Raw genomic sequence first — 22,466 nt, forward strand, 5'->3', positions numbered from 1 at the left:
GTGGGGATCCTCTACCTGCTCGCGCTCCTCGTCTCGATCACCGGGATGATCGTGCTCGACCGCCGCTTCCGGCTGTTCTTCTGGGCGGACGCGCGACGCGCGGCGATCGTGCTGCCCGCGGGAGTCGCGTTCTTCCTGGTCTGGGACCTCGTGGGGATCGGCCTGGGCGTCTTCTTCCGCGGTGAGACCTCCTACATGACCGGCCTGCAGATCGCGCCGGAGCTCCCGGTCGAGGAGGTCCTCTTCCTCACCCTGCTCTGCTACCTGACGATGGACGTGCACGGCTTCCTCTCGCAGCGGGTCGCCCGGCGGGCGGAGGCGCGCGCGTGACCTACCTCCTCCTCAACGCCGTGTTCCTCGCGGTGGTGCTGGTGCTGCTGCTGCTCGCGCTGCGCCGACGCGTCCTGCGCCTGCCCGCCGTCCTCGGCACGCTCGCCGTGCTGCTGGTGATGACCGCCGTCTTCGACAACATCATGATCGGAGTGGGCCTGCTGGTCGCCTACGACGACGACCTGATCTCGGGCATCCGGATCGGCGTCGCTCCGATCGAGGACTTCGCCTACGCGATCGCCGCGGCCCTCGCCCTCCCGGCGCTCTGGGTGCTCCTGCCCTCGCGTCGTCGGAGCGAGCCGTGAACCGGCTGCGCGCGCTGTTCGTCTCGAGCCGCCCGCTGAGCTGGGTCAACACCGCCTACCCGTTCGCGGCGGCGTACCTGCTGACCACCCGCGAGATCGACCTCGCCTTCGTGCTCGGCACGATCTACTTCCTCATCCCCTACAACCTCGCGATGTACGGGATCAACGACGTCTTCGACTACGAGTCCGACCTGCGGAACCCCCGCAAGGGCGGCGTCGAGGGCGCCGTGCTCGACCGGAGCGAGCACCGCGCGACGCTCATCGCGGCGGTGGCCACGAACGTGCCGTTCCTGGTGGCGCTCGTGCTGCTCGGGTCACCGATCTCGTGGCTGGTCCTCGCGATCAGCGTCTTCGCCGTGATCGCCTACAGTGCGCCGGGGCTCCGCTTCAAGGAGCGCCCGTTCGTCGACTCGCTGACCTCGGCGACCCACTTCGTCAGCCCGGCCGTCTACGGGATCGCCCTCGCGGGCACCGTGGTCACCGGACCTCTCGTGGCGCTGCTCGTGGCGTTCTTCCTCTGGGGGATCGCGAGCCACGCCTTCGGCGCGGTGCAGGACATCCTGGCCGACCGCGCGGGCGGCATCGGCTCGATCGCGACCGTGATCGGAGCGAAGGCGACCACGCGCTTCGCCATCGCCGCCTACGTCGCGAGCGGCCTGCTCCTGCTCCTGCTGCCCTGGCCGGGGACCCTCGCGGCAATCCTCGCGGTGCCGTACGCGGTGAGCATCTGGCCGTACCGGTCGCTCGAGGACGCCGAGGCGGAGCGGGCGAACGCGGGCTGGAAGCGCTTCCTCGCGCTGAACTTCCTGACCGGCTTCCTCGTCACGCTCCTGCTGATCGTGTTCTGGATCGCCACGGTCTGATCCTCGGCCATGGCGCGCGGGGAGGGGCCTCGCCCGCGTCTCCGCGGGCCGGGCCTCGTCAGTCCCGGCGGGCGGGCGGAGCGAGCCGCGGCTCCGGCACGACGGGGGCGGTGGCCGGCGGGCGCCGCACCGGCAGGAGCAGCACCAGCCCCACGGCGAGGACGAGGACGAGCCCGAGGATGCCCCAGTACTGCACGTTCGCCTCGCCGCTGCCCGAGAGGGCCGCGGCGATCGAGACGGCGGCTGCGAAGGCGGCGGGCGCGAGGAACGAGGCCGCCCGCCCGGTGGTCGCGTAGAGGCCGAAGATCTCGCCCTCGCGTCCCTCCGGGATGAGGCGGGCCAGGTAGCTGCGGCTCGCCGACTGCGCCGGGCCGACGAACAGGCACAGCAGCAGGCCGAAGATCCAGAACACCGTGCTCCCCCCGTCGTGCAGGACGAAGACGGCGGTGCCGCAGACGACCAGGCCGATGAGCGAGGCGACGATCACGGCCTTGGGGCCGATGCGGTCGTCGAGCGCGCCGACCGAGATGGTCGCCACTCCGGCCACGACGTTCGCGGCGATGGCGAACAGGATCACCTCGCCGGCGTCGAAGCCGAAGGTGCCCTGCGCCAGCACGCCGCCGAAGGTGAAGACCCCGGTGAGCCCGTCGCGGAACACCGCGCTGGCGATGAGGAAGGCCACGGTGCTGCGGCTCTCGCGCCAGAGGGCGGCGACCTGCGCGAAGAGCGCGCGGTAGGAGGCGATCACGCCGACGCGCTCCGCCCGGCTCGCCTGTGCCGGCGTCTCCGGCACCGCGACCAGCACCGGAAGGGCGAAGACGGCGAACCACACGCCGGCGACCAGGATCGAGACGCGCACGTCGAGGCCGTCGTCCCCCGTCACTCCGAAGAGCCCGACCTCGGGCGAGATGAAGCCGAAGTACACGATCAGCAGTAGAACGATCCCGCCGACGTAGCCCATGCCCCACCCGAAGCCGGAGACGCGGCCGATGGTCGCCCGGGTCGAGACCTGGAGGAGCATCGCGTTGTAGTTGACGCTCGCGAACTCGAAGAAGACCGTGCCGACCGCGAGCAGTCCGAGTCCCAGCCAGAGGAGGGCCGGGTCGGGGCGCACGAGGAACATCAGCAGGATGCAGAGGACGACGACGGCGGAGTGGATCCCCAGCCAGAGCCGGCGGCGCCCGCCGAGGTCGGCCCGGCGGCCTGTGATCGGCGCGATCACGGCGACGACCACGCCGGCGGCGGCGAGGGACCAGCCGAGCGCGGCCGAGACTCCGCTCGAGGTGCCGAAGAGCCCGTCGGTGGTCAGGTAGACGGTGAAGACGAAGGTGGTCACCACCGCGTTGAAGGCCGATCCGCCCCAGTCCCACAGGCCCCAGGCGAGGACGGGCCAGCGGCCGGTGCGCGTCGTCATGGGCCCACCGTAGGGGGAGGAGGTGAACGGCCGGAAGCGGCGGGACCCGCGAGTCTGAGAGTTGAGCCGATGCGACTCAACTTCTCGCCTCCGGACTTGACGCGAGACGACGGATGCGTAAACTTGAGCGTGCGGGGCTCAACTCCCGCAGAGGATTCCGCACCACCCGTCAACTGACCGGCAGCCGCCCGCGCGACGCCGATCGCGAAGGAGAACAACGCATATGTCCCGTGCCGTAGGCATCGACCTGGGAACCACCAACTCTGTCGTGGCCGTCCTCGAGGGAGGCGAGCCCACCGTCATCGCCAACGCCGAGGGCTTCCGCACCACGCCGTCCGTCGTGGCGTTCACCAAGGACGGGGAGGTGCTCGTCGGCGAGACCGCGAAGCGCCAGGCCGTCACCAACGTCGACCGCACCATCGCGTCGGTCAAGCGCCACATGGGCACCGACTGGACCTTCGGCGTGGAGGACAAGAAGTACACCCCGCAGGAGATCTCGGCCCGCATCCTGGGCAAGCTCAAGCGCGACGCGGAGCAGTACCTGGGCGACAAGGTGACCGACGCGGTCATCACCGTCCCGGCCTACTTCAACGACGCCGAGCGCCAGGCGACCAAGGACGCCGGCGAGATCGCCGGACTCAACGTCCTGCGCATCATCAACGAGCCCACCGCGGCCGCGCTGGCCTACGGCCTCGACAAGGGCAAGGAGGACGAGCTCATCCTCGTCTTCGACCTCGGCGGCGGAACGTTCGACGTCTCCCTCCTCGAGGTGGGCAAGGACGACGACTTCTCGACCATCCAGGTCCGTGCGACCTCGGGCGACAACCGCCTCGGCGGCGACGACTGGGACCAGCGCGTCGTCGACCACCTGGTCAAGCGCTTCAAGGACTCGACCGGAGTCGACGTCTCGAAGGACAAGATCGCTCGCCAGCGCCTCAAGGAGGCCGCGGAGCAGGCGAAGAAGGAGCTCTCCTCGAGCACCTCGACCAGCATCCAGCTGCCCTACCTCTCGCTCACCGAGAACGGTCCGGCGAACCTCGACGAGACGCTCACCCGCGCCAAGTTCGAGGAGCTCACCAGCGACCTGATCGAGCGCACCCGCAAGCCCTTCACCGACGTCATCGCCGAGGCGGGCGTCAAGGTCGAGGACATCGCTCACGTGGTCCTCGTCGGCGGCTCGACCCGCATGCCGGCCGTCGCCGAGCTCGTCAAGAAGCTCACCGGGGGCAAGGAGCCCAACAAGGGCGTCAACCCGGACGAGGTCGTCGCCGTCGGCGCCGCGCTGCAGGCCGGCGTCCTCAAGGGCGAGCGCAAGGACGTCCTCCTGATCGACGTGACCCCGCTCTCGCTGGGCATCGAGACCAAGGGCGGGATCATGACGAAGCTCATCGAGCGCAACACCGCGATCCCGACCAAGAGGTCCGAGACCTTCACCACGGCCGACGACAACCAGCCGTCCGTCGCGATCCAGGTCTTCCAGGGCGAGCGCGAGTTCACCCGCGACAACAAGAACCTGGGCACGTTCGAGCTGACCGGCATCGCGCCGGCCCCGCGCGGCATCCCGCAGGTCGAGGTCACCTTCGACATCGACGCCAACGGCATCGTCCACGTGTCCGCGAAGGACAAGGGCACCGGCAAGGAGCAGTCGATGACGATCACGGGCGGCTCGTCGCTGCCCAAGGACGACATCGACCGCATGGTCCGCGAGGCCGAGGAGCACGCCGCCGAGGACAAGGCCCGCCGCGAGGCCGCCGAGATCCGCAACAACGCCGAGACCCTGGCGTACTCGATCGACAAGCTGATCAAGGACAACGAGGACAAGCTGCCCGAGGACGTCAAGTCCGAGGTGCAGGGAGACGTCGACGCGCTGAAGACCGCGCTCGCCGGCGACGACGACGCGGCCGTCAAGACCGCGTTCGACGCCCTCAACGCCTCGCAGACCAAGATCGGCCAGGCGATCTACTCCCAGGACCAGGCCGCGCAGAGCGCCCCCGCGGACGCTCCGGCCGACGGTGACAAGAAGGACGACGAGGACATCGTCGACGCCGAGGTCATCGACGAGGACGAGCCGAAGGACACGAAGTAGCCATGGCAGCCGAGAACGAGCCCCAGGACCTCCCCGAGGAGCAGCCGGCCACCGGCGGCGAGGCGGGAGCCGAGGCGGCGCAGGACGCCCAGGACCAGGAGGGCCTCATCGAGGCCGAGGGGCCCGACGTCGAGACCAGCCTCTCGGACGCCGACCTCTCGTTCCTCTCGGGACAGTCCAGCGCCGAGACGCTCGCAGCCGAGCACCTCGCCGACCTCCAGCGGGTGACCGCGGAGTACGCGAACTACCGCAAGCGCACCGAGGCGAACCGCCAGGTCGACAAGGAGCGGGCGATCGGCGACGCGGTGAAGGTCATCCTCCCCGTGCTCGACGACCTCGACCGCGCCGAGAAGCACGGCGACCTCGCCGAGGGCGGGCCCTTCACGGCCATCGCGCAGAAGCTGCGCGGCGGAGTGGAGAAGCTCGGCCTGGTGAAGACCGGCGCCGTGGGCGACCTGTTCGACCCGAACATCCACGAGGCGATCTTCCAGCAGCCCACCCCCGGCGCCGAGACCTCCACGGTCGCGGACGTCGTCGAGGCGGGCTACTACCTCGGAGGCTCGCTGCTGCGGGCCGCCAAGGTGGTGGTGGCAGTCCCCGCCGACTGACCCCGCCACCGGCACCACCACCGCGGAGGACCCCGCCCCGCTCGGCAGCACGCTGCCGGACCGGGGCGGGGTCCCTCGCCGCATTCGACACAGGAAGAGGCACATGGCCAGCCAGGATTGGTTCGACAAGGACTTCTACAAGGTCCTCGGCGTGTCCAAGGACGTCTCCGCCGCGGACCTGAAGAAGACCTACCGCAAGCTCGCCCGCCAGTTCCACCCCGACTCCAACCCGGGGGACGCGAAGGCCGAGGCGCGCTTCAAGGAGATCAGCGAGGCGTACACCGTGCTCTCGGACGCCGAGCAGCGCAAGGAGTACGACCAGATCCGCGCCATGGGCGGCGGAGCGCGCTTCACCGCGGGAGGCCAGCCCGGAGGGTTCGACGACGTCTTCGGCGGCATGTTCGGCCAGGGCGGGCGCACCTCCTACAGCACCCAGCAGGGCCCGCCGCCCGGCTTCGAGGACATCCTCGGCGGCATGTTCGGCGGCGGAGGCAGCCGCTTCGGCCAGCCCAGCGGCGGCTACCGCGGCTTCGGCGGCCCGCAGAAGGGCGCCGACGTCACCGCCAGCACCACCATCGACTTCCGCACCGCGACCCGGGGCGACACCGTCCAGCTGCAGACCGGCGACGGGCGCACCCTCTCGGTGCGCATCCCGGCCGGCGTGGCCGACGACCAGAAGATCCGCGTCCGCGGCAAGGGCCGCCCCAGCCCGGACGGCGGTGATCCCGGCGACCTGGTGCTCACCGTCTCGGTCCGCAAGCATCCGGTGTTCGAGCGCGACGGGCTGAACCTGCGCGTGACGGTCCCCGTGACCTTCGTCGAGGCGGTCTTCGGCGCGACGATCGAGGTGCCGACCCTCGGCGGCGAGCCCGTCAAGCTCCGGGTCGCCGCAGGCACCCCGAGCGGCCGCGTCCTGCGCGTCAAGGGCCGCGGCGTCACGACTCCCAAGGGCACGGGCGACCTGCTCGCCGTCCTGCAGGTCGCCGTCCCGAGCCACCTGTCCGCCGCCGCCCGTGAGGCCCTCGAGGCCTACGCCGCCGCCGAGCCGGACGAGGACCCGCGCGAGGACATCCTGGAGAAGGCCCGCTACTAGCACCGGATCGGCGCGACCGGTCGGAGGAGGAGACATGGACGAGAACACGCCCGTCTTCGCGATCGCCGTCGCCGCCGAGCTGGCGGGGATGCACCCGCAGACGCTCCGGCAGTACGACCGGCTCGGGCTCGTGAGCCCGACCCGCACCGCGGGCAAGTCGCGCCGCTACTCGATGCGCGACGTGGTGCAGCTGCGCGAGGTCGCCCGGCTCTCCTCCGAGGGCGTCTCGCTCGAGGGCATCGCGCGCATCCTGCAGCTCGAGAACCAGGTGCAGTCGCTCTCGCAGCGGGTGCGCGAGCTGGAGTCGGCCCTCGCCGACGAGCTCCTGAACCGGCCGGGCCGCCGCGTGTTCGCCGCCGGACTCGAGGGGGACGTGGTCACTCTGCGCCACGGCACGCGCGCGCAGCGCCGGACCGAGCTGGTCGTCTGGCGCCCCGCGCCACGATCAGAGGCCGACGACGACGCCACGCCCTGAACGAGGGGTAGCCTGACCGGGCGCCGCCCCGTCATCGCGGCGCCCGTCCCTCCGCTCGGGGCGGAGAGCAGGAGGACCGCCGTGGACCACGACAGCAGTACCCCGCGCGACGAGCGCGACGCCCGCCGGGAGCAGGCCGCCCAGGAGCAGGCCCCCCAGGAGCAGGCCCCCCAGGAGCAGGCCCCCCAGGAGCAGGCGTCGGACGCCTCGCGACAGGGGCAGGCCCCGGACGCCACGCGCGCGTCCCGCAGGACGCCCGTCGTCCCCGACAACGGGTTCTCCCGCGAGTCCTACGCGATCCACGCCACCCGCAGCGACCTCCCCCTCTTCTCGGATGCGGTGAAGGGCGGCAGCGACGACTCCGGCTGGCTGTCGTCGCTCTCGAGCACCCTCGCCGGACCCACCGGGCCGGTCGGCTCCCCGGACTCGGCCGCCGAGACGGCGCAGGCCGCGCTCGACCGCCGCACCCGCCGTCGGAGAGACGAGTCCGACTCCTGAGCCGCGGCTCCGGCTAGTCGCGCAGGCGCGTGGCGGCCATCCGGGCGTCTACCAGGCGGCCGCCGCTGAGGCGGGCGAGGATCACGGAGCCGAACGGCAGCGCGCGCACGAGGGGCAGACCCTCGACCCGCTCCTCGTCCGTGTAGCCGAGGAGGACGTACATCCCGACCACGGCGATCGCGGCGATCGTCGCGACCCGCGCCGGGATCTGGTCCATCGTGCCGCCTCCGCCGTCGATCGGCTCGGCGAGCGTGACGCACATGAGGAAGATCGACGCGTAGACCGCCAGGTGCACGTGGGAGCGGCTCCACGGGCGCGCGAGCGCGGCGATCGGCAGGATCCAGAGGGCGTACCAGGGGTGGATGGCGGTCGACGCCGTCACGAACGCGAGCAGCGCACCGGACAGGCGGGCGAGCGGATCGATGGAGCGCCGCGACAGCATGAGGCGCGCAGCGATCAGGCCGGCGAGCCCGAGCGCGAGGATCTTGACCACGGCGATCGCCGCGGCGGGGTCGTGACCGGTGAACTCGACGGCGCGGGAGACCGAGACCGTGACGAACGACATCGGCGCGTACCAGTGCAGGATCGAGCCGGGCACGACCATCGCCGCGACCCAGCCGACCCCGACGCCCGCGAGCAGCCCGACGGCGACCACGAGGCCGAGCGCTCCGGCGCCCGTCCAGAGCCAGCCGCGGGTGCGCTCACGCCACGTCGCGTCGTGGCGCAGCCACAGGAGCGCGAGCACGGGGAGCGCGATCACGGCGATCGGCTTGATCGCGATCGCTCCGGCCATCAGCACGACGGCGGCGATGCGCCGGTCGGTCTGGGCGTAGTAGAGCGACGCGAGGATGAGCGCCAGCATCACGGAGTCGTTGTGGCCGGCGACGACGAAGAGCACGAGGGTCAGCGGGTTGGCGACGATCGTCCAGGCGGTGAGCGGGACCGAGAGGCCGCGCAGGCGCGCCAGGCGGAGCGCGTAGACGGCCATGACGGCCACGCCCGCGACCGACACGGCGCGGAGCATCGCGATCGAGAGCTCCGGTGCGCCGTAGCCCGCGAACTGCACGGCGGTGCGCTCGATCAGGAGGTAGAGGGGCCCGTAGGGCGTGGGCGTGTCGGCCCAGAGCGGGTCGACGCCGAGGTCGAACCAGCCCGGGAGCGTCGCGACGCCGTGGGTGTAGGGGTCGATGCCCTGGGTCATCAGGCGACCCTGCGCCACGTAGGAGAACATGTCGTGGCTGAACAGCGGCACCGTCACGAGGAGCGGAGCGGTCCAGGCGAGGGCCGCCACCACGATGGTGCGGACGGAGCCGGGGCCCGCCGCGAGCGCGACCGTGCGCAGGCGGAGCCACGCGATCAGCAGCAGCATCCCGCCGCCCACGACGAGGGCGCCGCTGGACTCGGTGAGCCAGCCCGTGGCGCGGATCGAGGCGACGAGAGGCCAGTCGCGGATGGGTGAGCCGGCGGGCAGGTAGCCCACGCCGAGCGAGCCGAGGAGGATCGCGATCGAGCCCAGCAGGCCCGTCGCCAGCGGTGCGGCCTCCATGAAGCGGAGCCGCGGTCGGCGCTGCCGTCCCGTTGCCCGGGCCGTGTCCGGCCGCTCGATCGTCCCCCGTGAAGCCATCGGAGCCACGCTAAAGGATGGGACTCCGAAGTGCATGGACGGCCGGTGAACGGTTGATCAGTCGGCGCTCAGGTTGTACAAGCACCCTCACGTGCACCGATCAGGGCAGGCGCGGCACCGGGGCCGGCTCCGCGAAGCGCAGCTGGTTGCCGAACGGATCGATCACGTCGAGCGCGAAGCCGAACGGCGTGCGGGTGATCCGCGGGTTGAGGTAGGGGTACGCCTTCGCGTCGAGCTCGGCGTGCAGCTCGCGGACACCGCGGAGGGCGACGTGCACCGCGGCGCCGGGACTGCCGTCGCGGTGGTGCTCGCTGAGGTGCAGGCGGAGCCCCGAGCGCGACACCTGCAGGTAGAGGGGGGCGTCGAGCGCGGCGCGGTGCTCCCAGTCCACCTCGAAGCCGAGGTAGTCGACGTAGAACTCGCCCGCCTTGGCGACCGAGAAGATCCGCAGGATCGGCACGGCCGCCTCCAGTCGTACCGGCTCGAGCCGGTCCGGCTCCTCCGCGCTCGACCGGTCCCGTGCACGCCGTCTCGTCTCCACGCCACGAGGCTAGCCGCCCCGCGGTCGGCCCGGAGCCGGAGGGTCAGTCGACGAGATCGAGACCGCGCAGCAGCCGGAGGGTCTCGACCCCGGCGGGCGGGCAGCGGCCCGCATCGGAGCCGTCGACCCAGTGCAGCGAACCGATCTCGCCGCTCGGGCGCGCCTCCCGGTCGAGCTGGGCGGCGAAGACGCTCATGTGGACCTCCCGCCCCTCCGGCTCGCCGTGCGCCTGGGTGCAAACGGTGAACAGGGGCTCGAGGCCGAGCGCGACGGCGCCGAGCTCCTCGCGGGCCTCCCGGGCCGCCGCCTCGATCCCGCTCTCGCCCTCGTCGACCTTGCCGCCGGGGAGGTAGAGGACGTCGCGGCCCCGCGCCGTGACCATCAGGACGTGCCGGTCGCGGAGGACGGCGACGGCGGACACGACGATCGGCGGGAGGGTGCTCATCCGCTCATCATGCCCGCCGCGGGCGGACCGGCTCGGCGCCCCCGCGGCTACCATGGGGGCACACCAGAAGGACGCGCGCAGCCGGCGCGCGCCGGGGCCCCGTGCGCCCGAACAGCTGAGGAGCAACCCGTGGCAGAACCCACCACCCTCGACAAAGTCATCACCCTCGCGCAGCACAGGGGATTCGTCTTCCCCTCGGGTGAGATCTACGGGGGCACCCGCTCCGCGTGGGACTACGGGCCGCTCGGCGTGGAGTTCAAGGAGAACATCAAGCGCCAGTGGTGGAAGACCTTCGTGCAGGGCCGGGGCGACGTCGTCGGCCTGGACTCCGCGGTCATCCTGCCCACGGCGATCTGGCACGCCTCGGGACACGTCGGCGTCTTCTCGGACCCGCTGACCGAGTCGCTGATCACCCACAAGCGCTACCGCGCCGACCACCTCTTCGAGAAGTACGAGGAGGTCAACGGCCACCCGCCCGTGAACGGCCTCGCCGACATCCCGGACCCGGAGCACCCCGACAAGGTCGGCCAGTGGACCGAGATCAAGCAGTTCTCGGGCCTGATGAAGACCTACCTCGGCGTCGTCGACGACGAGTCGGGTCTGCACTACCTGCGTCCCGAGACCGCCCAGGGCATCTTCACCAACTTCGCGAACGTGCTGCAGAGCGCCCGTCGCAAGCCGCCCTTCGGCATCGGCCAGATCGGCAAGGCGTTCCGCAACGAGATCACCCCCGGCAACTTCATCTTCCGCACCCGCGAGTTCGAGCAGATGGAGCTCGAGTTCTTCGTCGAGCCCGGCACGGACGAGGAGTGGCAGGAGACCTGGATGCAGCTCGCCTGGGACTGGTTCGTCGGGCTCGGGATGAACCCCGAGAACATCCGGCAGTACGAGCACCCGAAGGACAAGCTCTCCCACTACTCCAAGCGCACCGTCGACATCGAGTACCGCTTCAGCTTCGCCTCGGGCGAGTGGGGCGAGCTGATGGGAGTCGCGAACCGCACCGACTACGACCTCAAGACGCACATCGAGCACTCGGGCAAGGACCTCTCGTTCTTCGACCAGAACAAGAACGAGCGCTACGTGCCGTTCGTGATCGAGCCGTCGTTCGGCCTCACCCGCGCGCTCATGGCGTTCCTCGTCGACGCCTACGAGGAGCAGGAGCTGCCGCCGAACGCCAAGGGCAAGGTCGAGACGCGGACCGTGCTGCACCTCGACCCGCGCCTGGCGCCGGTGAAGGTGGCCGTGCTGCCGCTCTCGCGCAACGAGGCCCTCTCGCCGCTCGCGCGCCGCGTCGCCGACCAGCTGCGCCAGCTCTGGAACGTCGACTTCGACGACTCCGGAGCGATCGGCCGCCGCTACCGCCGCCAGGACGAGATCGGCACCCCGTACTGCGTGACCGTCGACTTCGACTCGCTCGAGGACGACGCCGTGACCGTCCGCGACCGCGACACGATGAAGCAGGAGCGCATCCCGCTCGAGCAGCTCGAGTCGTACCTCTTCACCGGGCTCCGCGGGGCCTGACGCTCCTCCCGGGACGCCGCCGACCGGACGGGCCGGCGGCGTCCCGGAGGGCGCGGACCAGCCGGCCCTGCGGTCAGCGCTCGCGGGCGAGCAGGGCGAAGACGAGGGTCGAGGTCCACTCGCCCTTGCAGAACTCGTCCTCCCGGTGATGCGCCTCGAGGCGCATCCCGAGGCGCTCGCAGAGGCGGGCGGAGGCGGTGTTCCGAGCGTCGAGCTGCGCGATCACGCGGTGGGCGCCGAGGGTGTCGAACGCGAGGTCGAGCAGCGCCCGGGCGGCCTCGGTCGCATAGCCGCGCCCCTGCGACTCCGGGTGCAGCACCCAGCCGATCTCGACCGCCTCCTGCTCGACGGACGTCGCGATGAGGGTGAGGTCGCCGATCATCCGCCCGGCGAGGACGCCCTCCCGGGGGACGATCGCCAGCACGGCCACGTCGCCGTCGGCGGCGAGCCGTGTCGAGGGGAGGCGGCGCTGCAGGTGCGCCCGCGACTCCTCGGGGGTGCGCACCGGCCAGCGGAGGAACCGGACGGCGTCGGCGTCGCCCTGGTAGCGCGCGTGGTCCTCGGCGTCCTCCGGTCCGAGGGGACGCAGGAGCAGGCGCTCGGTGAGCAGCGGCGCGGAGCGCAGCGGCTCCGCGTCGAAGGGGAGCCGGAGGCTCACGCGGTGGCTGCGTCAGAGTCGGGGCGCGCGGCGGCGGGCTCGGCCGGGACCTCGATGCCGAAGAGCGCCTCGAGCCCGGTGAGGTACGCCTCCTGCGCTCCGGCGCGCGCGTAGTCGCGGGCGCGGACGCTCGGGGTGTGCAGCAGCACGCCGGCGAGGTGTCGGAGCGCCTGCTCGGTGCGGCCGTCCTCGTCGCCGCGCGAGCGGGCCCGCTCGATCTCGGCGTCGAGCGCGTCGAACACGTGGGCGCGCAGGGCGACGACGGCCGGAGTGAGGCTCTTCTCGTCGGCGACGTCCGAGAACTTCCGGGCCGCCTTGTCGACGAGGGCGCGCGCCTGCTGCGACGCGTCGAGCACGTCGAGAGGCGCGTGCAGGCTGATCGTCTCGAGGTCGAGGAGCTCGACGCCGGCGACCGAGGTGACGTCGGAGGCGACGTTGCGCGGCAGGCCCAGGTCGATCACGAGCTGGCGCTCGCGGGAGAAGCCCTGGAGGCGCCCGGCGGCGAGCAGAGCGGCGTCGAGCACCGGCTCCTGGGTCGTGGTGCAGGTGATGACGATGTCGGCCGAGACCGCCTCGAGCGCGAGATCGGCGGCGGCGATGGGCCGGAGCGAGCGGCGGGCGGCGAAGCCCTCGGCGCGGCCGGAGGGGGAGTGCACGGCGATGTCCACCACTCCGCGGTCGCGCAGGGCCGCGACGGTCGCCCGCGCGTAGCTGCCGGTGCCGACGAGGAGGACGCGGGCGGCCCGCCAGTCGGTGACGCGGCTCGCGGCCAGGTCGAGCGCGAGGCGCACGATCGAGCGGCCGGCGCTGCCGAGGCCGGTGCGGTTCTTGATGCCGCGCGAGGTCTGCGAGGCGCGCTGGAACAGCCGCTCGAGCTCGGAGGAGGTGGTGCCGAGGCGGCGCGCCTCCTCGAGGGACCGGCGGACCTGGCCCGCGATCTCGCCCTCGCCGACCACGACGGACTCGAGCCCGCTGGAGACGGCGAAGAGGTGCTCGGCCACCCGGTCGCCCGAGACGACGTCGACGCTCCCGCGCAGCTCGTCCTGCTCGACGCCGGTCGCGGCGCTGACGGCGGCGGTGGCGGCCTCGACGGCGACGGCCTGCGCGGCGGTCAGCGGCTCCTCGATGTCGAGGTAGGCCTCGAAGCGGTTGCAGGTCGCGACGACGACGGCTCCGGAGACGAAGTCGATCCCCTCGGAGAGGGCCGCGGTCACGGCGGAGGAGTCGACGGAGAGCTTCTCGAGGAGATCGAAGCTGGCGTTCTTGTGCGACGCCGTCAGACACAGAAGCACCACGTCAGTCTACGCGCGCTCTGCGGGGCGGGGTCCCCGGACTGGGGAGGAATGCACGGATCCGCCTGGAATAATGCCGCGGTGACCTCCCCCACCGACGGCCTGCTCGATCCGCTGCACCCCCTCTCCGCCGGCCGCACGGCCGACTCGCTGCTCCTGCGCGCCTACCGCTCCGAGCGGGGCGAGAGGACGCCCGTCTGGTTCATGCGCCAGGCCGGCCGCAGCCTCCCGGAGTACCGGGCCCTGCGCACCGACACGAAGATGCTCGACGCCTGCCTCGACCCGGCGCTGGCGAGCGAGATCACCCTGCAGCCGGTGCGGCGCCACGGAGTGGACGCGGCCATCTTCTTCAGCGACATCGTGATCCCGCTGCGGCTCGCGGGCGTCGGCGTCGACATCGTCCCCGGGCGCGGTCCGGTGCTCGAGAAGCCGGTGCGCACGGCCGCCGACGTCGCCGAGCTCGCCTCGATCGACCCGTCCGTGCTCGACGAGACGCTCGAGCCCATTCGCGAGGGCGTGCGCCGCACCGTCGCGGGCCTCGGCGACACCCCGCTCATCGGCTTCGCCGGCGCTCCCTTCACCCTGGCCGCCTACCTGGTGGAGGGCGGCCCGTCCAAGGACCACCTGCGCGCGCGGACGATGATGCACGCCGACCCCGCCGCCTGGGCCCAGCTGATGGAGTGGACCGCCGAGGTCACCGGCCGCTTCCTCCGCGCGCAGGTGCTCGCCGGGGCCAGCGCCGCGCAGCTCTTCGACTCCTGGGCCGGGGCGCTCTCGCTCTCGGACTACACGACCCACGTCGCTCCCGCCTCCGCGCGCGCCCTCGTCCACGTGCGCGACCTCGCGTTCGACCACGGGGAGACGCGCCGCAACGTCCCGATCGTGCACTTCGGCGTCGGCACCGGCGAGCTGCTCGGAGCGATGCACGGCATCGGCGCCGACGTGGTGGGCGTCGACTACCGGATCCCGCTCGACGAGGCCAACCACCGCCTCGGCGGCTTCGTGCCGGTGCAGGGCAACGTCGACCCGGCGCTGCTGACCGCGCCGTGGGAGGTCCTCGAGGCCCACGTCGACGACGTGCTCCGCCGGGGCCTGAGCGCCCCCGCGCACGTGCTCAACCTCGGCCACGGCGTACCGCCCGAGACCGACCCCGACGTGCTCACGCGCCTCGTCGCGTTCGTGCACGCCTGGCGGCCGTGAGCGAGGAGCGCCCCCGCGACGCGGCGTCGTACGACGTCGCGGTCGTCGGCGGCGGAGTGGCGGGGCTCGCCGCCGCCGCGGAGTGCCTGCGCATCGGCCTGCGCGTCGTGGTGCTCGAGGCGGGGGAGCGGGTCGGCGGCTCCGTCTCTCCGCTCGCGCTGGCCGGAGCCGCGCTCGACGCGGGCGCCGAGAGCTTCGCCACCCGCGGCGGCCACGTCGAGCGGGCGCTCGCCGCGCTGACCCTCGACGGCGTCCCGCTCGCCGAGTCGATCGTCGAGCCGCGGACGCACGGCTCGTGGCTGCACCTCTCGGGCGGCCGCTCCGTGCCGTCGCCCCGGGCCGGCATCCTCGGCATCCCCGGCACGCCGCTCGCCCCCGACGTCGTGCGGGCGATCGGCCGCCGCGGCGCCTGGCGCGCCTGGCTCGACACCCTGATGCCGGTGCTGCGCATCGGCCGCGCCCACTCCCTCGCAGAGCTGGTGCGTACCCGGATGGGCGAGCGCGTGCTCGAGGACCTGGTCGCGCCGGTCGTCTCCGGCGTCTACTCGAGCCGGCCGGACGACATCGACGTCGACCTCGCCGCACCCGGACTGAACGGCGCGCTCACCCGCGCGGGCTCCCTCGCCCGGGCAGTGGCCGCCCTCCGCGCGAATCTCCCGGCCGGAGTCGCGGTCCGCGGGCTCGAGGGCGGGATGCACCGCCTGGTCGCCGCGCTGGTCCAGCGGATCGACTACCTCTCCGGCGAGATCCGCACCGGCGCCTCCGTGCAGCGGCTCGAGGGCTCCGACGGGGACTTCGTCCTGACCCTCGCCGACGGCACTCTGAGCGCCCGAGCGGTGATCGTCTCGACGCCGGAGCGCGACGCCCGGGCGCTGCTCGCCGGCCTCGCTCCCGCCGTCGCGGACCGCGCAGACGAGGCGCCCCAGGACTCCGTCGAGCTGGTGACCCTCGTCCTCGACGACGCCCGCCTGGACGCAGCCCCCCGCGGCTCCGGCGTGCTCGTGGCGCCCACCGCCACCGACGTCACGGCCAAGGCGATCACGCACGCGACCGCGAAGTGGGACTGGCTGGCCGCCTCCCTTCCTCCCGGCCGCCACGTGCTGCGCCTCTCCTACGGGCGCCCGGGCGAGCGCCCGCCGCTCGAGGGGCGCACCGATGCCGAGGCGGCCGCGATCGCCCTGCTCGACGCCTCGACGCTGCTCGGACTCGCCCTCGATCCGGCGTCGCTCGTCGACTCCGCCCGGGTGCGCTGGGCCAACGTCCGGCCCGCCGCGGCGCTGGGCCGCCGCGCGCACCTGGAGGCGTTCCGCGAGGCGCTCCTCCCGATCGAGGGAGTCGCTGTGACCGGCACCTGGATCGCGGGCACGGGCCTCGCCTCGGTGCTCCCGCACGCCGCCGAGACGGCCGCCCTTATCCGGCGCCGACTGGTGCGTCAAGGAGTCGGGCTGCCGAGCGACGCCCACGACGCCGACGGCTACTCTTAGGCCCAGGCATCCGCGCGAGCGCGCGGCGTGCCCCGGCACGAGTGGTCACCGACCGCGTGGACGATCGCGAGAGCGACCCAGGACGAGGAGTAGGCGTGAAGGGCAAGATTCTTTTCGTGGCAGGAGCCGCAGCCGGGTACGTGCTGGGAGCACGTGCCGGCCGCAAGCGGTACGAGCAGATCGCCTCGGCGGCAGGCCGCTTCTGGCGGACCCAGCCGGTGCAGGACGTCGCGGGCGCCGTCGGCGGTGCCGCGAAGACCCAGCTGAGCAGCGTCTCGGAGAAGGCGTACGAGGTCGTGCGCTCGGTGGTCGTCAAGGCCGTGTCCGGCGGCAGGAAGGCCCAGGGAGCGAGCGACGCGGAGGCGTCGGCCGCCGCCCGCAAGGCGGCCTCGAAGGTCGACGAGGCCGCGGCGTCGGCCGGCTCCGGCGGGTCGACGACGTCCACCTCCACCAGCAGGGCCTAGTGCTCATCCCTCCGGCCGTGCCAGGCGCGCGCCGGCCGGCACGTCCCACCCTCGAGGAGCTCCCGTGGTGAACGAACGCAATCCCAAGAACGCCCGATCACTGGGAGAGCTGGTCAGCGACCTGCCCGGCCTCGTGATCGAGCTCGTCAAGGCCGAGGTCGCCTCGCTGAAGAACGAGCTGGCGGGCAAGGCGAAGAGCGCGGGTCTGGCCGTCGGCCTGTTCGCGGTCGCGGCCTTCCTCCTCCTGACCGCGTGGGCGACGCTCGTCGCTTTCGCGATCATCGGCATCGCCTCCTGGCTGCCGGCCTGGCTGTCGGCGCTGATCGTGACGGTCTTCTTCCTCCTGGTGGCCGTGATCCTCGCCCTCGTCGGCGTGCGCACCATCAAGAAGGCCGTGCCGCCGGTGCCGCAGGACTCGATCGACAGCATCAAGAAGGACGTCCAGGCGTTCAAGGGAGTGGGCAGCTATGACAACTGAGCGATCCGTCAGCAGCACCACGCCCCGCTTCGTCGACCCGGCGGAGCTGAAGCCCGGCCAGCTGAAGGCCGACATCGAGCGCGCTCGCTCCGAGCTCGCCGCGACCCTCGACGCGATCGAGTACAAGGTCAACGTGCCGCGCAAGGTGCGTACCGCCCAGCGGACGATCGAGCGCAAGCTCCAGGTAGTGCGCCGCCAGAACCCCTCCGCGCTGATCGCCGGAGCGGTCGGCGCCGCCGCCGCCGTGGGCCTCGTCGTCTGGGGCGTCGCGAAGCAGATCATCGAGGACTGAGTGCCGGAGGGCCCGGGGCGCTAGCGTCCCGGGCCCTCCGGCGCCAGAGCCCCCGCCGCTTTTGTGCATCGGCACGAGCGGAGGGATGATGGATCAATGACCGATCAGACCGCCGGCACGGCGGGTCCCGTTCAGTCCGCCCCCGACACGAGCGCCGCCGCTCCGGCGCCGCAGCCCCCCGCCGATCAGGATCACTCCGATCAGGCCCTGGGATACACGCTCTGGGCGGTTCTCCGCAGGGATCCCGCACGTCCGTTCACCCTCTCCAGCGACGCCGTGGATCCCGCGGTGAAGCAGTATGAGCACCTCGTCGCCCAGCTCGAGGGCGAGGGCGTGACCGTCCGCGGCACCTACGACGTCTCGGCCCTGCGCGCCGACGCCGACATCATGCTGTGGCTCACGGGCCCGGCGCCCGAGGAGCTGCAGCGGGCCTACCGCGAGCTGCGGCGCACGGAGCTGCTGGTCGGCCTCCTGCCGACGTGGAACGCGATGGGCGTGCACCGCGACGCCGAGTTCAGCTCGAACCACCTCCCCGCCTACATGCGCGGGAAGGCGCCGGCCCGCTGGCTCACGGTCTACCCCTTCGTCCGCTCCTACGAGTGGTACATCCTCCCCGAGGAGGAGCGCCGCGCGATGCTCGCCCAGCACGGGCGCCAGGGCTCGCGGTTCCGCTCCGTCCTGACCAACACGGTCGCCTCGTTCTCGCTCGGCGACTACGAGTGGATCCTCGCCCTCGAGGACGAGGAGCTCGTCAACCTCGTCGACCTCATGCGCGACCTGCGCGCCACCGAGGCCCGCCGCCACGTGCGCGAGGAAGTCCCCTTCTACACAGGCCGGCGCATCGACGCCGACCAGATCGCCGAGGTGCTCCGATGAGCGACACGACCAGCGAGCCGATCCTCGTCCGCGGGGCCACCCCTGCGGCGGCGTCCGGCCCCGAGCACGTCGAGGTCCCCGTGGCCTACGACGCGATCCTCCTCGCCGGCTTCGGCGGGCCCGAGGGCCAGGACGACGTCATCCCGTTCCTCCGCAACGTCACCCGCGGCCGCGGCATCCCGGAGGAGCGCCTCGAGGAGGTCGCCCACCACTACCGCCACTTCGGCGGCGTCAGCCCGATCAACGCGCAGAACCGCGCGTTGAAGAAGGCGCTCGAGGCCGAGCTCGCGAACCGCGGCATCGACCTCCCCGTGCTCTGGGGCAACCGCAACTGGGCGCCCTACATGAGCGAGGCCGTCGCCGAGGCGAAGGAGCGCGGGTTCACCAACCTGCTCGCCATCGCCACCAGCGCGTACTCCTCCTTCTCGTCCTGCAGGCAGTACCGCGAGGACTACGCGGCGGCGCTCGACGCGACCGGCCTCGAGGGCGAGCTGCGGATCGACAAGGTGCGCCAGTTCTTCGACCACCCCGGCTTCGTCATGCCGTTCGTCAAGGCCGTCCACGACGGGCTCGACGAGCTGCGCGAGCGGATGCCCGACCTCGATGTCACGTCCGAGGTGGAGGTGCTGTTCTCGACGCACTCGATCCCCATGGCCGACGCCGAGCGCAGCGGACCTCACGAGCGCCACGACGACGGCACCGTCGTCGACGTGCACGAGTTCGGACCGGGCGGTGCCTACGAGGCGCAGCACCTCGCCGTCGCCGAGGTCGTCATGGCCGCCGCCACGGACGAGGACGTGCCCTGGCAGCTGGTCTACCAGTCGCGCTCCGCGTCGCGACCCCCGGCACGGACCCGGTCTACGTCTCCGGCCTGATCGACCTGGTCCTCGAGCGCGTCAACGGCGTGCCGACGGAGGACCGGCTCTCGATGACGGCGCTCGGCCCCTGGTACGACGTCTGCCGCCCCGGCTGCTGCGAGAACGTGCGAGCGGGGTTCAAGCCCGCCCTGGCGGGAGTCGCACCGTGATGAGGAGTCGTCTGTCGTGAGCATCAGAGTCGGCACCCGCGCGAGCGCGCTCGCGGTGGCGCAGACCCGGATGACGGCCGATCTGATGTCGGCCGCCGCGGGGGTCCCCGTGGAGCTGGTGCGCATCGAGTCGGACGGCGACCGCATGCGCGGCTCGCTCGCCTCCCTCGGCGGCACCGGCGTGTTCGTCAGCGCCCTGCGCGACGCGCTGCTCGCCGGGCGCTGCGATGCGATCGTGCACTCGCTGAAGGACCTGCCCACCGCTCCGGTGGAGGGCCTGCTGCTCGGAGCGGTCCCCGAGCGGGAGGACCCGCGCGACGCGCTCTGCGCCCGCGACGGGCTCACCCTGGCGACCCTGCCGGTCGGCGCCCGCGTGGGCACGGGCTCGCCCCGTCGGCGCGCGGCGCTGCTGGCCGCCCGTCCGGACCTCGAGATCGTGGACATCCGCGGCAACATCGACACCAGGCTCCGGAGGGTGCTGCCCGGCAGCGACTCGCCGCTGGACGCGATCGTGCTCGCCCTGTCCGGCCTGCGCCGCCTCGGCCGGGTCGACGCCATCACCGAGGTGCTCGGCTTCGACGTCTCCCCGCACGCCCCCGGTCAGGGAGCGTTGGCCATCGAGGTGCGCGACGAGGAGCCGTCGGAGGAACTGCGTGCCGCTCTCGCGGCGGTCGAGCACGTGCCGACCCGCGCGGCGATCACGGCCGAGCGGTCGCTCCTCGCCTCCCTCGAGGCCGGGTGCGCCGCTCCGATCGGAGCCTCCGCGGTCGTCGAGGAGGACCGCGTGGTCCTGCACGGCGTGGTCTTCGCCGTCGACGGCACGGCGTCCCTCGCACGGGAGGTCGCGGAGCCGGTCGATAACGGTTCGGTCGGCGGTGGTCGACACCGGGCGGATCCGCAGTATGGTGGTCGCGAACTGCCCGTCGTCGAAGCCGCGTTCCGTTGCGGCTCTCTGCTCGCTGACGCGCTTCTCGGTGCGGGTGCCGCCGAACTCGCACCCCTGGGAGCCCCTTCGTGATCGTCCCCGCCGCCTACTCCCAGTGGGAGAAGCCGTTGCAGGGGTGGCGCATCCTCGTCCCCCGCGGAGGCCCGTGGGGGGACGGTGTCGCCGCCGCTCTCCGTGCCAAGGGAGCCTCGCCCGTCGTCGCTCCGATGATCAACTTCGCGCCGACCGACGACTTCCCGGCGCTCGAGCAGGCCCTCGCCGACCTCGAGGCCGGCGCCTTCGACTGGATGACCGTCACGAGCGCCACCACGGTCGACGTCCTGTCCCTCCTGCGCACCACCGTGCCCGCGAGCACCAAGGTGGCGGCGGTCGGCGAGACCACGGCGGCCGCGCTCGTCGCCGCCGGGTACTCCGTCGACCTCGTCCCCTCCGAGGACAACTCCGCCCGCGGCCTCCTGGCCGAGTGGGAGGAGGCCACCGGCGGCCGGCACCCCCTGCGCGTGCTGACGCTGCGGTCCGAGATCGCCAAGCCGCTGCTCACCGAGGGCCTCACCCGCATCGGGCACGACGTGCGCTCCGTGGTCGCCTACCGCACGGTCGGCGTCCCGGTGGAGGAGCGCGTCGTGGCGGATGTCGCCGGCGGAGCCGTGCACGCGATCCTCGTCACCTCGGGCAGCGTGGCGGAGCAGGTCCAGAAGCAGCTCGGCCCGGTGCCCGAGTCGATCCTCGTCGCCGCGATCGGCCCGCAGACCGCGAAGGACGCCCGCGCCTTCGGCCTGCGCGTCGACGTCGTCGCCGACGAGCGCTCGGCCTCCTCCCTCATCGACGCGGTCGCCGCCGTCGCCACGGAGCGCGCTCCCCGCTGAGCCGCCTCCCCGGCGCGACGTCGGCCGGGAGGGGCGGGCCTCGCCCCGCAGGCCAGGGATCCGCCTCTCGGCTGATGTCGTGCGTCCGGAGCACCTCCACGGGGTGAGGCGTCCGCGCTCCCGGGAGGTGCTCGGCGGGGCGGGATTACGCTGGAGGACATGACTGCCATCCGCCCGCGCCGCCTCCGCACGACCCCCGCACTCCGCCGTCTCGTCCAGGAGACGCGCATCCACCCGGCGCAGCTGATCCTGCCCCTCTTCGTGGCCGAGGGGACCACCGAGGCCCGGCCGATCGGGTCGATGCCGGGGGTGATGCACCACTCGCTGGACAGCGTCCGCGGAGCGGTGACGGAGGCGGCCGAGGCGGGGATCGGCGGTGTGATGCTGTTCGGCGTGCCGACCACGCGCGACGCGGTCGGCTCCGGTGCGACCGACCCCGACGGCGTGCTCAACGCCGCGACGCGGGTCGTCGTGGAGGAGGTCGGCGACGCGCTGGTCGTGCAGACCGACCTGTGCCTGGACGAGTTCACCGACCACGGCCACTGCGGTGTCCTCGACGACCGCGGGCGCGTCGACAACGACGCCACGCTCCTCCGCTACGAGGAGATGGCGCTCGCCCAGGCCGAGGCCGGCTCCCACCTGCTCGGGCTCTCGGGGATGATGGACGGCCAGGTCGGAGCGATCCGCGCCGCTCTCGACGGCGCCGGGCACCTGGACACCGCGATCCTCGCGTACTCGGCGAAGTACGCCTCCAGCTTCTACGGTCCGTTCCGCGAGGCCGTGCAGTCCACGCTGGAGGGCGATCGCCGCACCTACCAGCAGGACCCGGCCAACCGCCGCGAGGGCCTGCGCGAGGCGACCCTCGACCTCGCCGAGGGCGCCGACGTGGTGATGGTGAAGCCGGCCATGAGCTACCTCGACGTGCTCTCGGACGTCGCCTCCGTCTCGGACGTGCCGGTCTGGGCGTACCAGGTGTCGGGGGAGTACGCGATGATCGAGGCCGCCGCCGCGAACGGCTGGATCTCGCGCGAGCCGGCGATCCTGGAGTCGGTCACGGGGATCCTCCGCGCGGGGGCCGAC

The 22,466-nt window shown here is 72.6% G+C and carries 24 protein-coding genes and 1 pseudogene; 19 read left to right on the top strand and 6 right to left on the bottom strand.

Annotation, left to right across the window (positions count from 1 at the left end; translation table 11 throughout):
* From C5C74_RS06780 to C5C74_RS06790, 3 genes are read left to right on the top strand one after another with little or no spacing between them, the layout of a single operon-like run.
* A complete protein-coding gene (locus C5C74_RS06780) occupies positions 1–330 on the top strand; it encodes a lycopene cyclase domain-containing protein (protein WP_104349398.1) in 330 nt (109 codons plus the stop codon).
* Positions 327–635 (top strand): lycopene cyclase domain-containing protein, encoded by a 309-nt coding sequence (locus C5C74_RS06785; protein ID WP_104222893.1) that lies wholly within the window; start codon positions 327–329, stop codon positions 633–635. The genes C5C74_RS06780 and C5C74_RS06785 overlap by 4 nt, the downstream gene beginning before the upstream one ends.
* On the top strand, positions 632–1,498 hold the full coding sequence (locus tag C5C74_RS06790) for a prenyltransferase (protein WP_104351204.1): 867 nt from the start codon (positions 632–634) through the stop codon (positions 1,496–1,498). The genes C5C74_RS06785 and C5C74_RS06790 overlap by 4 nt, the downstream gene beginning before the upstream one ends.
* A 58-nt stretch (positions 1,499–1,556) precedes the next feature.
* Here C5C74_RS06790 and C5C74_RS06795 read toward each other — a convergent pair whose 3' ends face one another.
* Positions 1,557–2,912, bottom strand: a complete 1,356-nt coding sequence (locus C5C74_RS06795; protein ID WP_104351205.1) for an MFS transporter — start codon at positions 2,910–2,912, stop codon at positions 1,557–1,559.
* Between the two features lie 223 nt (positions 2,913–3,135).
* Here C5C74_RS06795 and dnaK point away from each other — a divergent pair, with 223 nt between their 5' ends.
* The 5 genes from dnaK to C5C74_RS06820 all read left to right on the top strand — a co-directional run bounded on the left by dnaK (position 3,136) and on the right by C5C74_RS06820 (position 7,672).
* Positions 3,136–4,998 carry a molecular chaperone DnaK gene (dnaK, locus tag C5C74_RS06800; RefSeq protein ID WP_104222890.1) on the top strand — a complete coding sequence of 621 codons (1,863 nt, stop codon included), beginning with the start codon at positions 3,136–3,138 and terminating at the stop codon, positions 4,996–4,998.
* Positions 4,999–5,000: 2 nt separating this feature from the next.
* Entirely contained in the window at positions 5,001–5,606 is a 606-nt protein-coding gene (locus tag C5C74_RS06805; protein WP_104222889.1) for a nucleotide exchange factor GrpE, read from the top strand.
* A gap of 103 nt (positions 5,607–5,709) precedes the next feature.
* On the top strand, positions 5,710–6,699 hold the full coding sequence (locus tag C5C74_RS06810; RefSeq protein WP_104222888.1) for a DnaJ C-terminal domain-containing protein: 990 nt from the start codon (positions 5,710–5,712) through the stop codon (positions 6,697–6,699).
* Between the two features lie 34 nt (positions 6,700–6,733).
* Positions 6,734–7,174 carry a heat shock protein transcriptional repressor HspR gene (locus C5C74_RS06815; RefSeq protein WP_104222887.1) on the top strand — a complete coding sequence of 147 codons (441 nt, stop codon included), beginning with the start codon at positions 6,734–6,736 and terminating at the stop codon, positions 7,172–7,174.
* An 81-nt stretch (positions 7,175–7,255) separates the two neighbouring features.
* The gene (locus tag C5C74_RS06820) at positions 7,256–7,672 is read left to right on the top strand and encodes a hypothetical protein (protein WP_104351206.1); all 417 of its coding nucleotides are present in this window, start codon (positions 7,256–7,258) and stop codon (positions 7,670–7,672) included.
* 13 nt (positions 7,673–7,685) lie between these two features.
* Here the strand turns inward: C5C74_RS06820 and mptB are convergent, their stop codons facing one another.
* From mptB to C5C74_RS06835, 3 genes are all read right to left on the bottom strand, one after another.
* On the bottom strand, positions 7,686–9,296 hold the full coding sequence (mptB, locus tag C5C74_RS06825; protein WP_146078786.1) for a polyprenol phosphomannose-dependent alpha 1,6 mannosyltransferase MptB: 1,611 nt from the start codon (positions 9,294–9,296) through the stop codon (positions 7,686–7,688).
* 100 nt (positions 9,297–9,396) lie between these two features.
* Positions 9,397–9,837, bottom strand: a complete 441-nt coding sequence (locus tag C5C74_RS06830; RefSeq protein ID WP_208543318.1) for a glyoxalase superfamily protein — start codon at positions 9,835–9,837, stop codon at positions 9,397–9,399.
* Positions 9,838–9,880: 43 nt separating this feature from the next.
* Positions 9,881–10,282 (bottom strand): NUDIX domain-containing protein, encoded by a 402-nt coding sequence (locus tag C5C74_RS06835; RefSeq protein WP_104351207.1) that lies wholly within the window; start codon positions 10,280–10,282, stop codon positions 9,881–9,883.
* 129 nt (positions 10,283–10,411) lie between these two features.
* Between C5C74_RS06835 and C5C74_RS06840 the strand changes: the two genes are divergently transcribed.
* Entirely contained in the window at positions 10,412–11,803 is a 1,392-nt protein-coding gene (locus C5C74_RS06840; protein WP_104226140.1) for a glycine--tRNA ligase, read from the top strand.
* Positions 11,804–11,876: 73 nt separating this feature from the next.
* Here C5C74_RS06840 and C5C74_RS06845 read toward each other — a convergent pair whose 3' ends face one another.
* A complete protein-coding gene (locus C5C74_RS06845) occupies positions 11,877–12,461 on the bottom strand; it encodes a GNAT family N-acetyltransferase (protein ID WP_258064111.1) in 585 nt (194 codons plus the stop codon).
* A complete protein-coding gene (locus C5C74_RS06850; RefSeq protein ID WP_104222952.1) occupies positions 12,458–13,753 on the bottom strand; it encodes a glutamyl-tRNA reductase in 1,296 nt (431 codons plus the stop codon). Before C5C74_RS06850 ends, C5C74_RS06845 begins: the two co-directional genes overlap by 4 nt.
* 51 nt (positions 13,754–13,804) lie before the next feature.
* Between C5C74_RS06850 and hemE the strand changes: the two genes are divergently transcribed.
* From hemE to hemB, 10 genes and pseudogenes are all read left to right on the top strand, one after another.
* The gene (gene hemE / locus C5C74_RS06855) at positions 13,805–14,953 is read left to right on the top strand and encodes a uroporphyrinogen decarboxylase (protein WP_104351208.1); all 1,149 of its coding nucleotides are present in this window, start codon (positions 13,805–13,807) and stop codon (positions 14,951–14,953) included.
* Positions 14,950–16,437 carry an NAD(P)/FAD-dependent oxidoreductase gene (locus tag C5C74_RS06860; RefSeq protein WP_258064112.1) on the top strand — a complete coding sequence of 496 codons (1,488 nt, stop codon included), beginning with the start codon at positions 14,950–14,952 and terminating at the stop codon, positions 16,435–16,437. Before hemE ends, C5C74_RS06860 begins: the two co-directional genes overlap by 4 nt.
* Before the next feature lie 116 nt (positions 16,438–16,553).
* Positions 16,554–16,901, top strand: coding sequence for a YtxH domain-containing protein (locus C5C74_RS17810; protein WP_146082224.1), 348 nt, complete (start codon positions 16,554–16,556; stop codon positions 16,899–16,901).
* Between the two features lie 67 nt (positions 16,902–16,968).
* Positions 16,969–17,379 (top strand): phage holin family protein, encoded by a 411-nt coding sequence (locus C5C74_RS06870; protein ID WP_244229489.1) that lies wholly within the window; start codon positions 16,969–16,971, stop codon positions 17,377–17,379.
* The gene (locus C5C74_RS06875; RefSeq protein ID WP_104222879.1) at positions 17,369–17,671 is read left to right on the top strand and encodes a DUF3618 domain-containing protein; all 303 of its coding nucleotides are present in this window, start codon (positions 17,369–17,371) and stop codon (positions 17,669–17,671) included. The genes C5C74_RS06870 and C5C74_RS06875 overlap by 11 nt, the downstream gene beginning before the upstream one ends.
* A 96-nt stretch (positions 17,672–17,767) precedes the next feature.
* Entirely contained in the window at positions 17,768–18,547 is a 780-nt protein-coding gene (gene hemQ / locus C5C74_RS06880) for a hydrogen peroxide-dependent heme synthase (RefSeq protein ID WP_104233087.1), read from the top strand.
* A pseudogene (locus C5C74_RS06885) lies at positions 18,544–19,574 on the top strand (ferrochelatase). Before hemQ ends, C5C74_RS06885 begins: the two are co-directional and overlap by 4 nt.
* A 16-nt stretch (positions 19,575–19,590) precedes the next feature.
* A complete protein-coding gene (hemC, locus tag C5C74_RS06890) occupies positions 19,591–20,592 on the top strand; it encodes a hydroxymethylbilane synthase (protein WP_104249903.1) in 1,002 nt (333 codons plus the stop codon).
* Positions 20,592–21,386 (top strand): uroporphyrinogen-III synthase, encoded by a 795-nt coding sequence (locus C5C74_RS06895; RefSeq protein WP_104222950.1) that lies wholly within the window; start codon positions 20,592–20,594, stop codon positions 21,384–21,386. Before hemC ends, C5C74_RS06895 begins: the two co-directional genes overlap by 1 nt.
* Before the next feature lie 159 nt (positions 21,387–21,545).
* Positions 21,546–22,466, top strand: a 921-nt coding sequence (gene hemB, locus C5C74_RS06900) for a porphobilinogen synthase (RefSeq protein WP_104351209.1), incomplete at its 3' end; no start/stop codon positions are given.

It is taken from the genome of Rathayibacter sp. AY1E8 (assembly GCF_002931415.1).
Taxonomy (GTDB): Bacteria; Actinomycetota; Actinomycetes; order Actinomycetales; family Microbacteriaceae; genus Rathayibacter.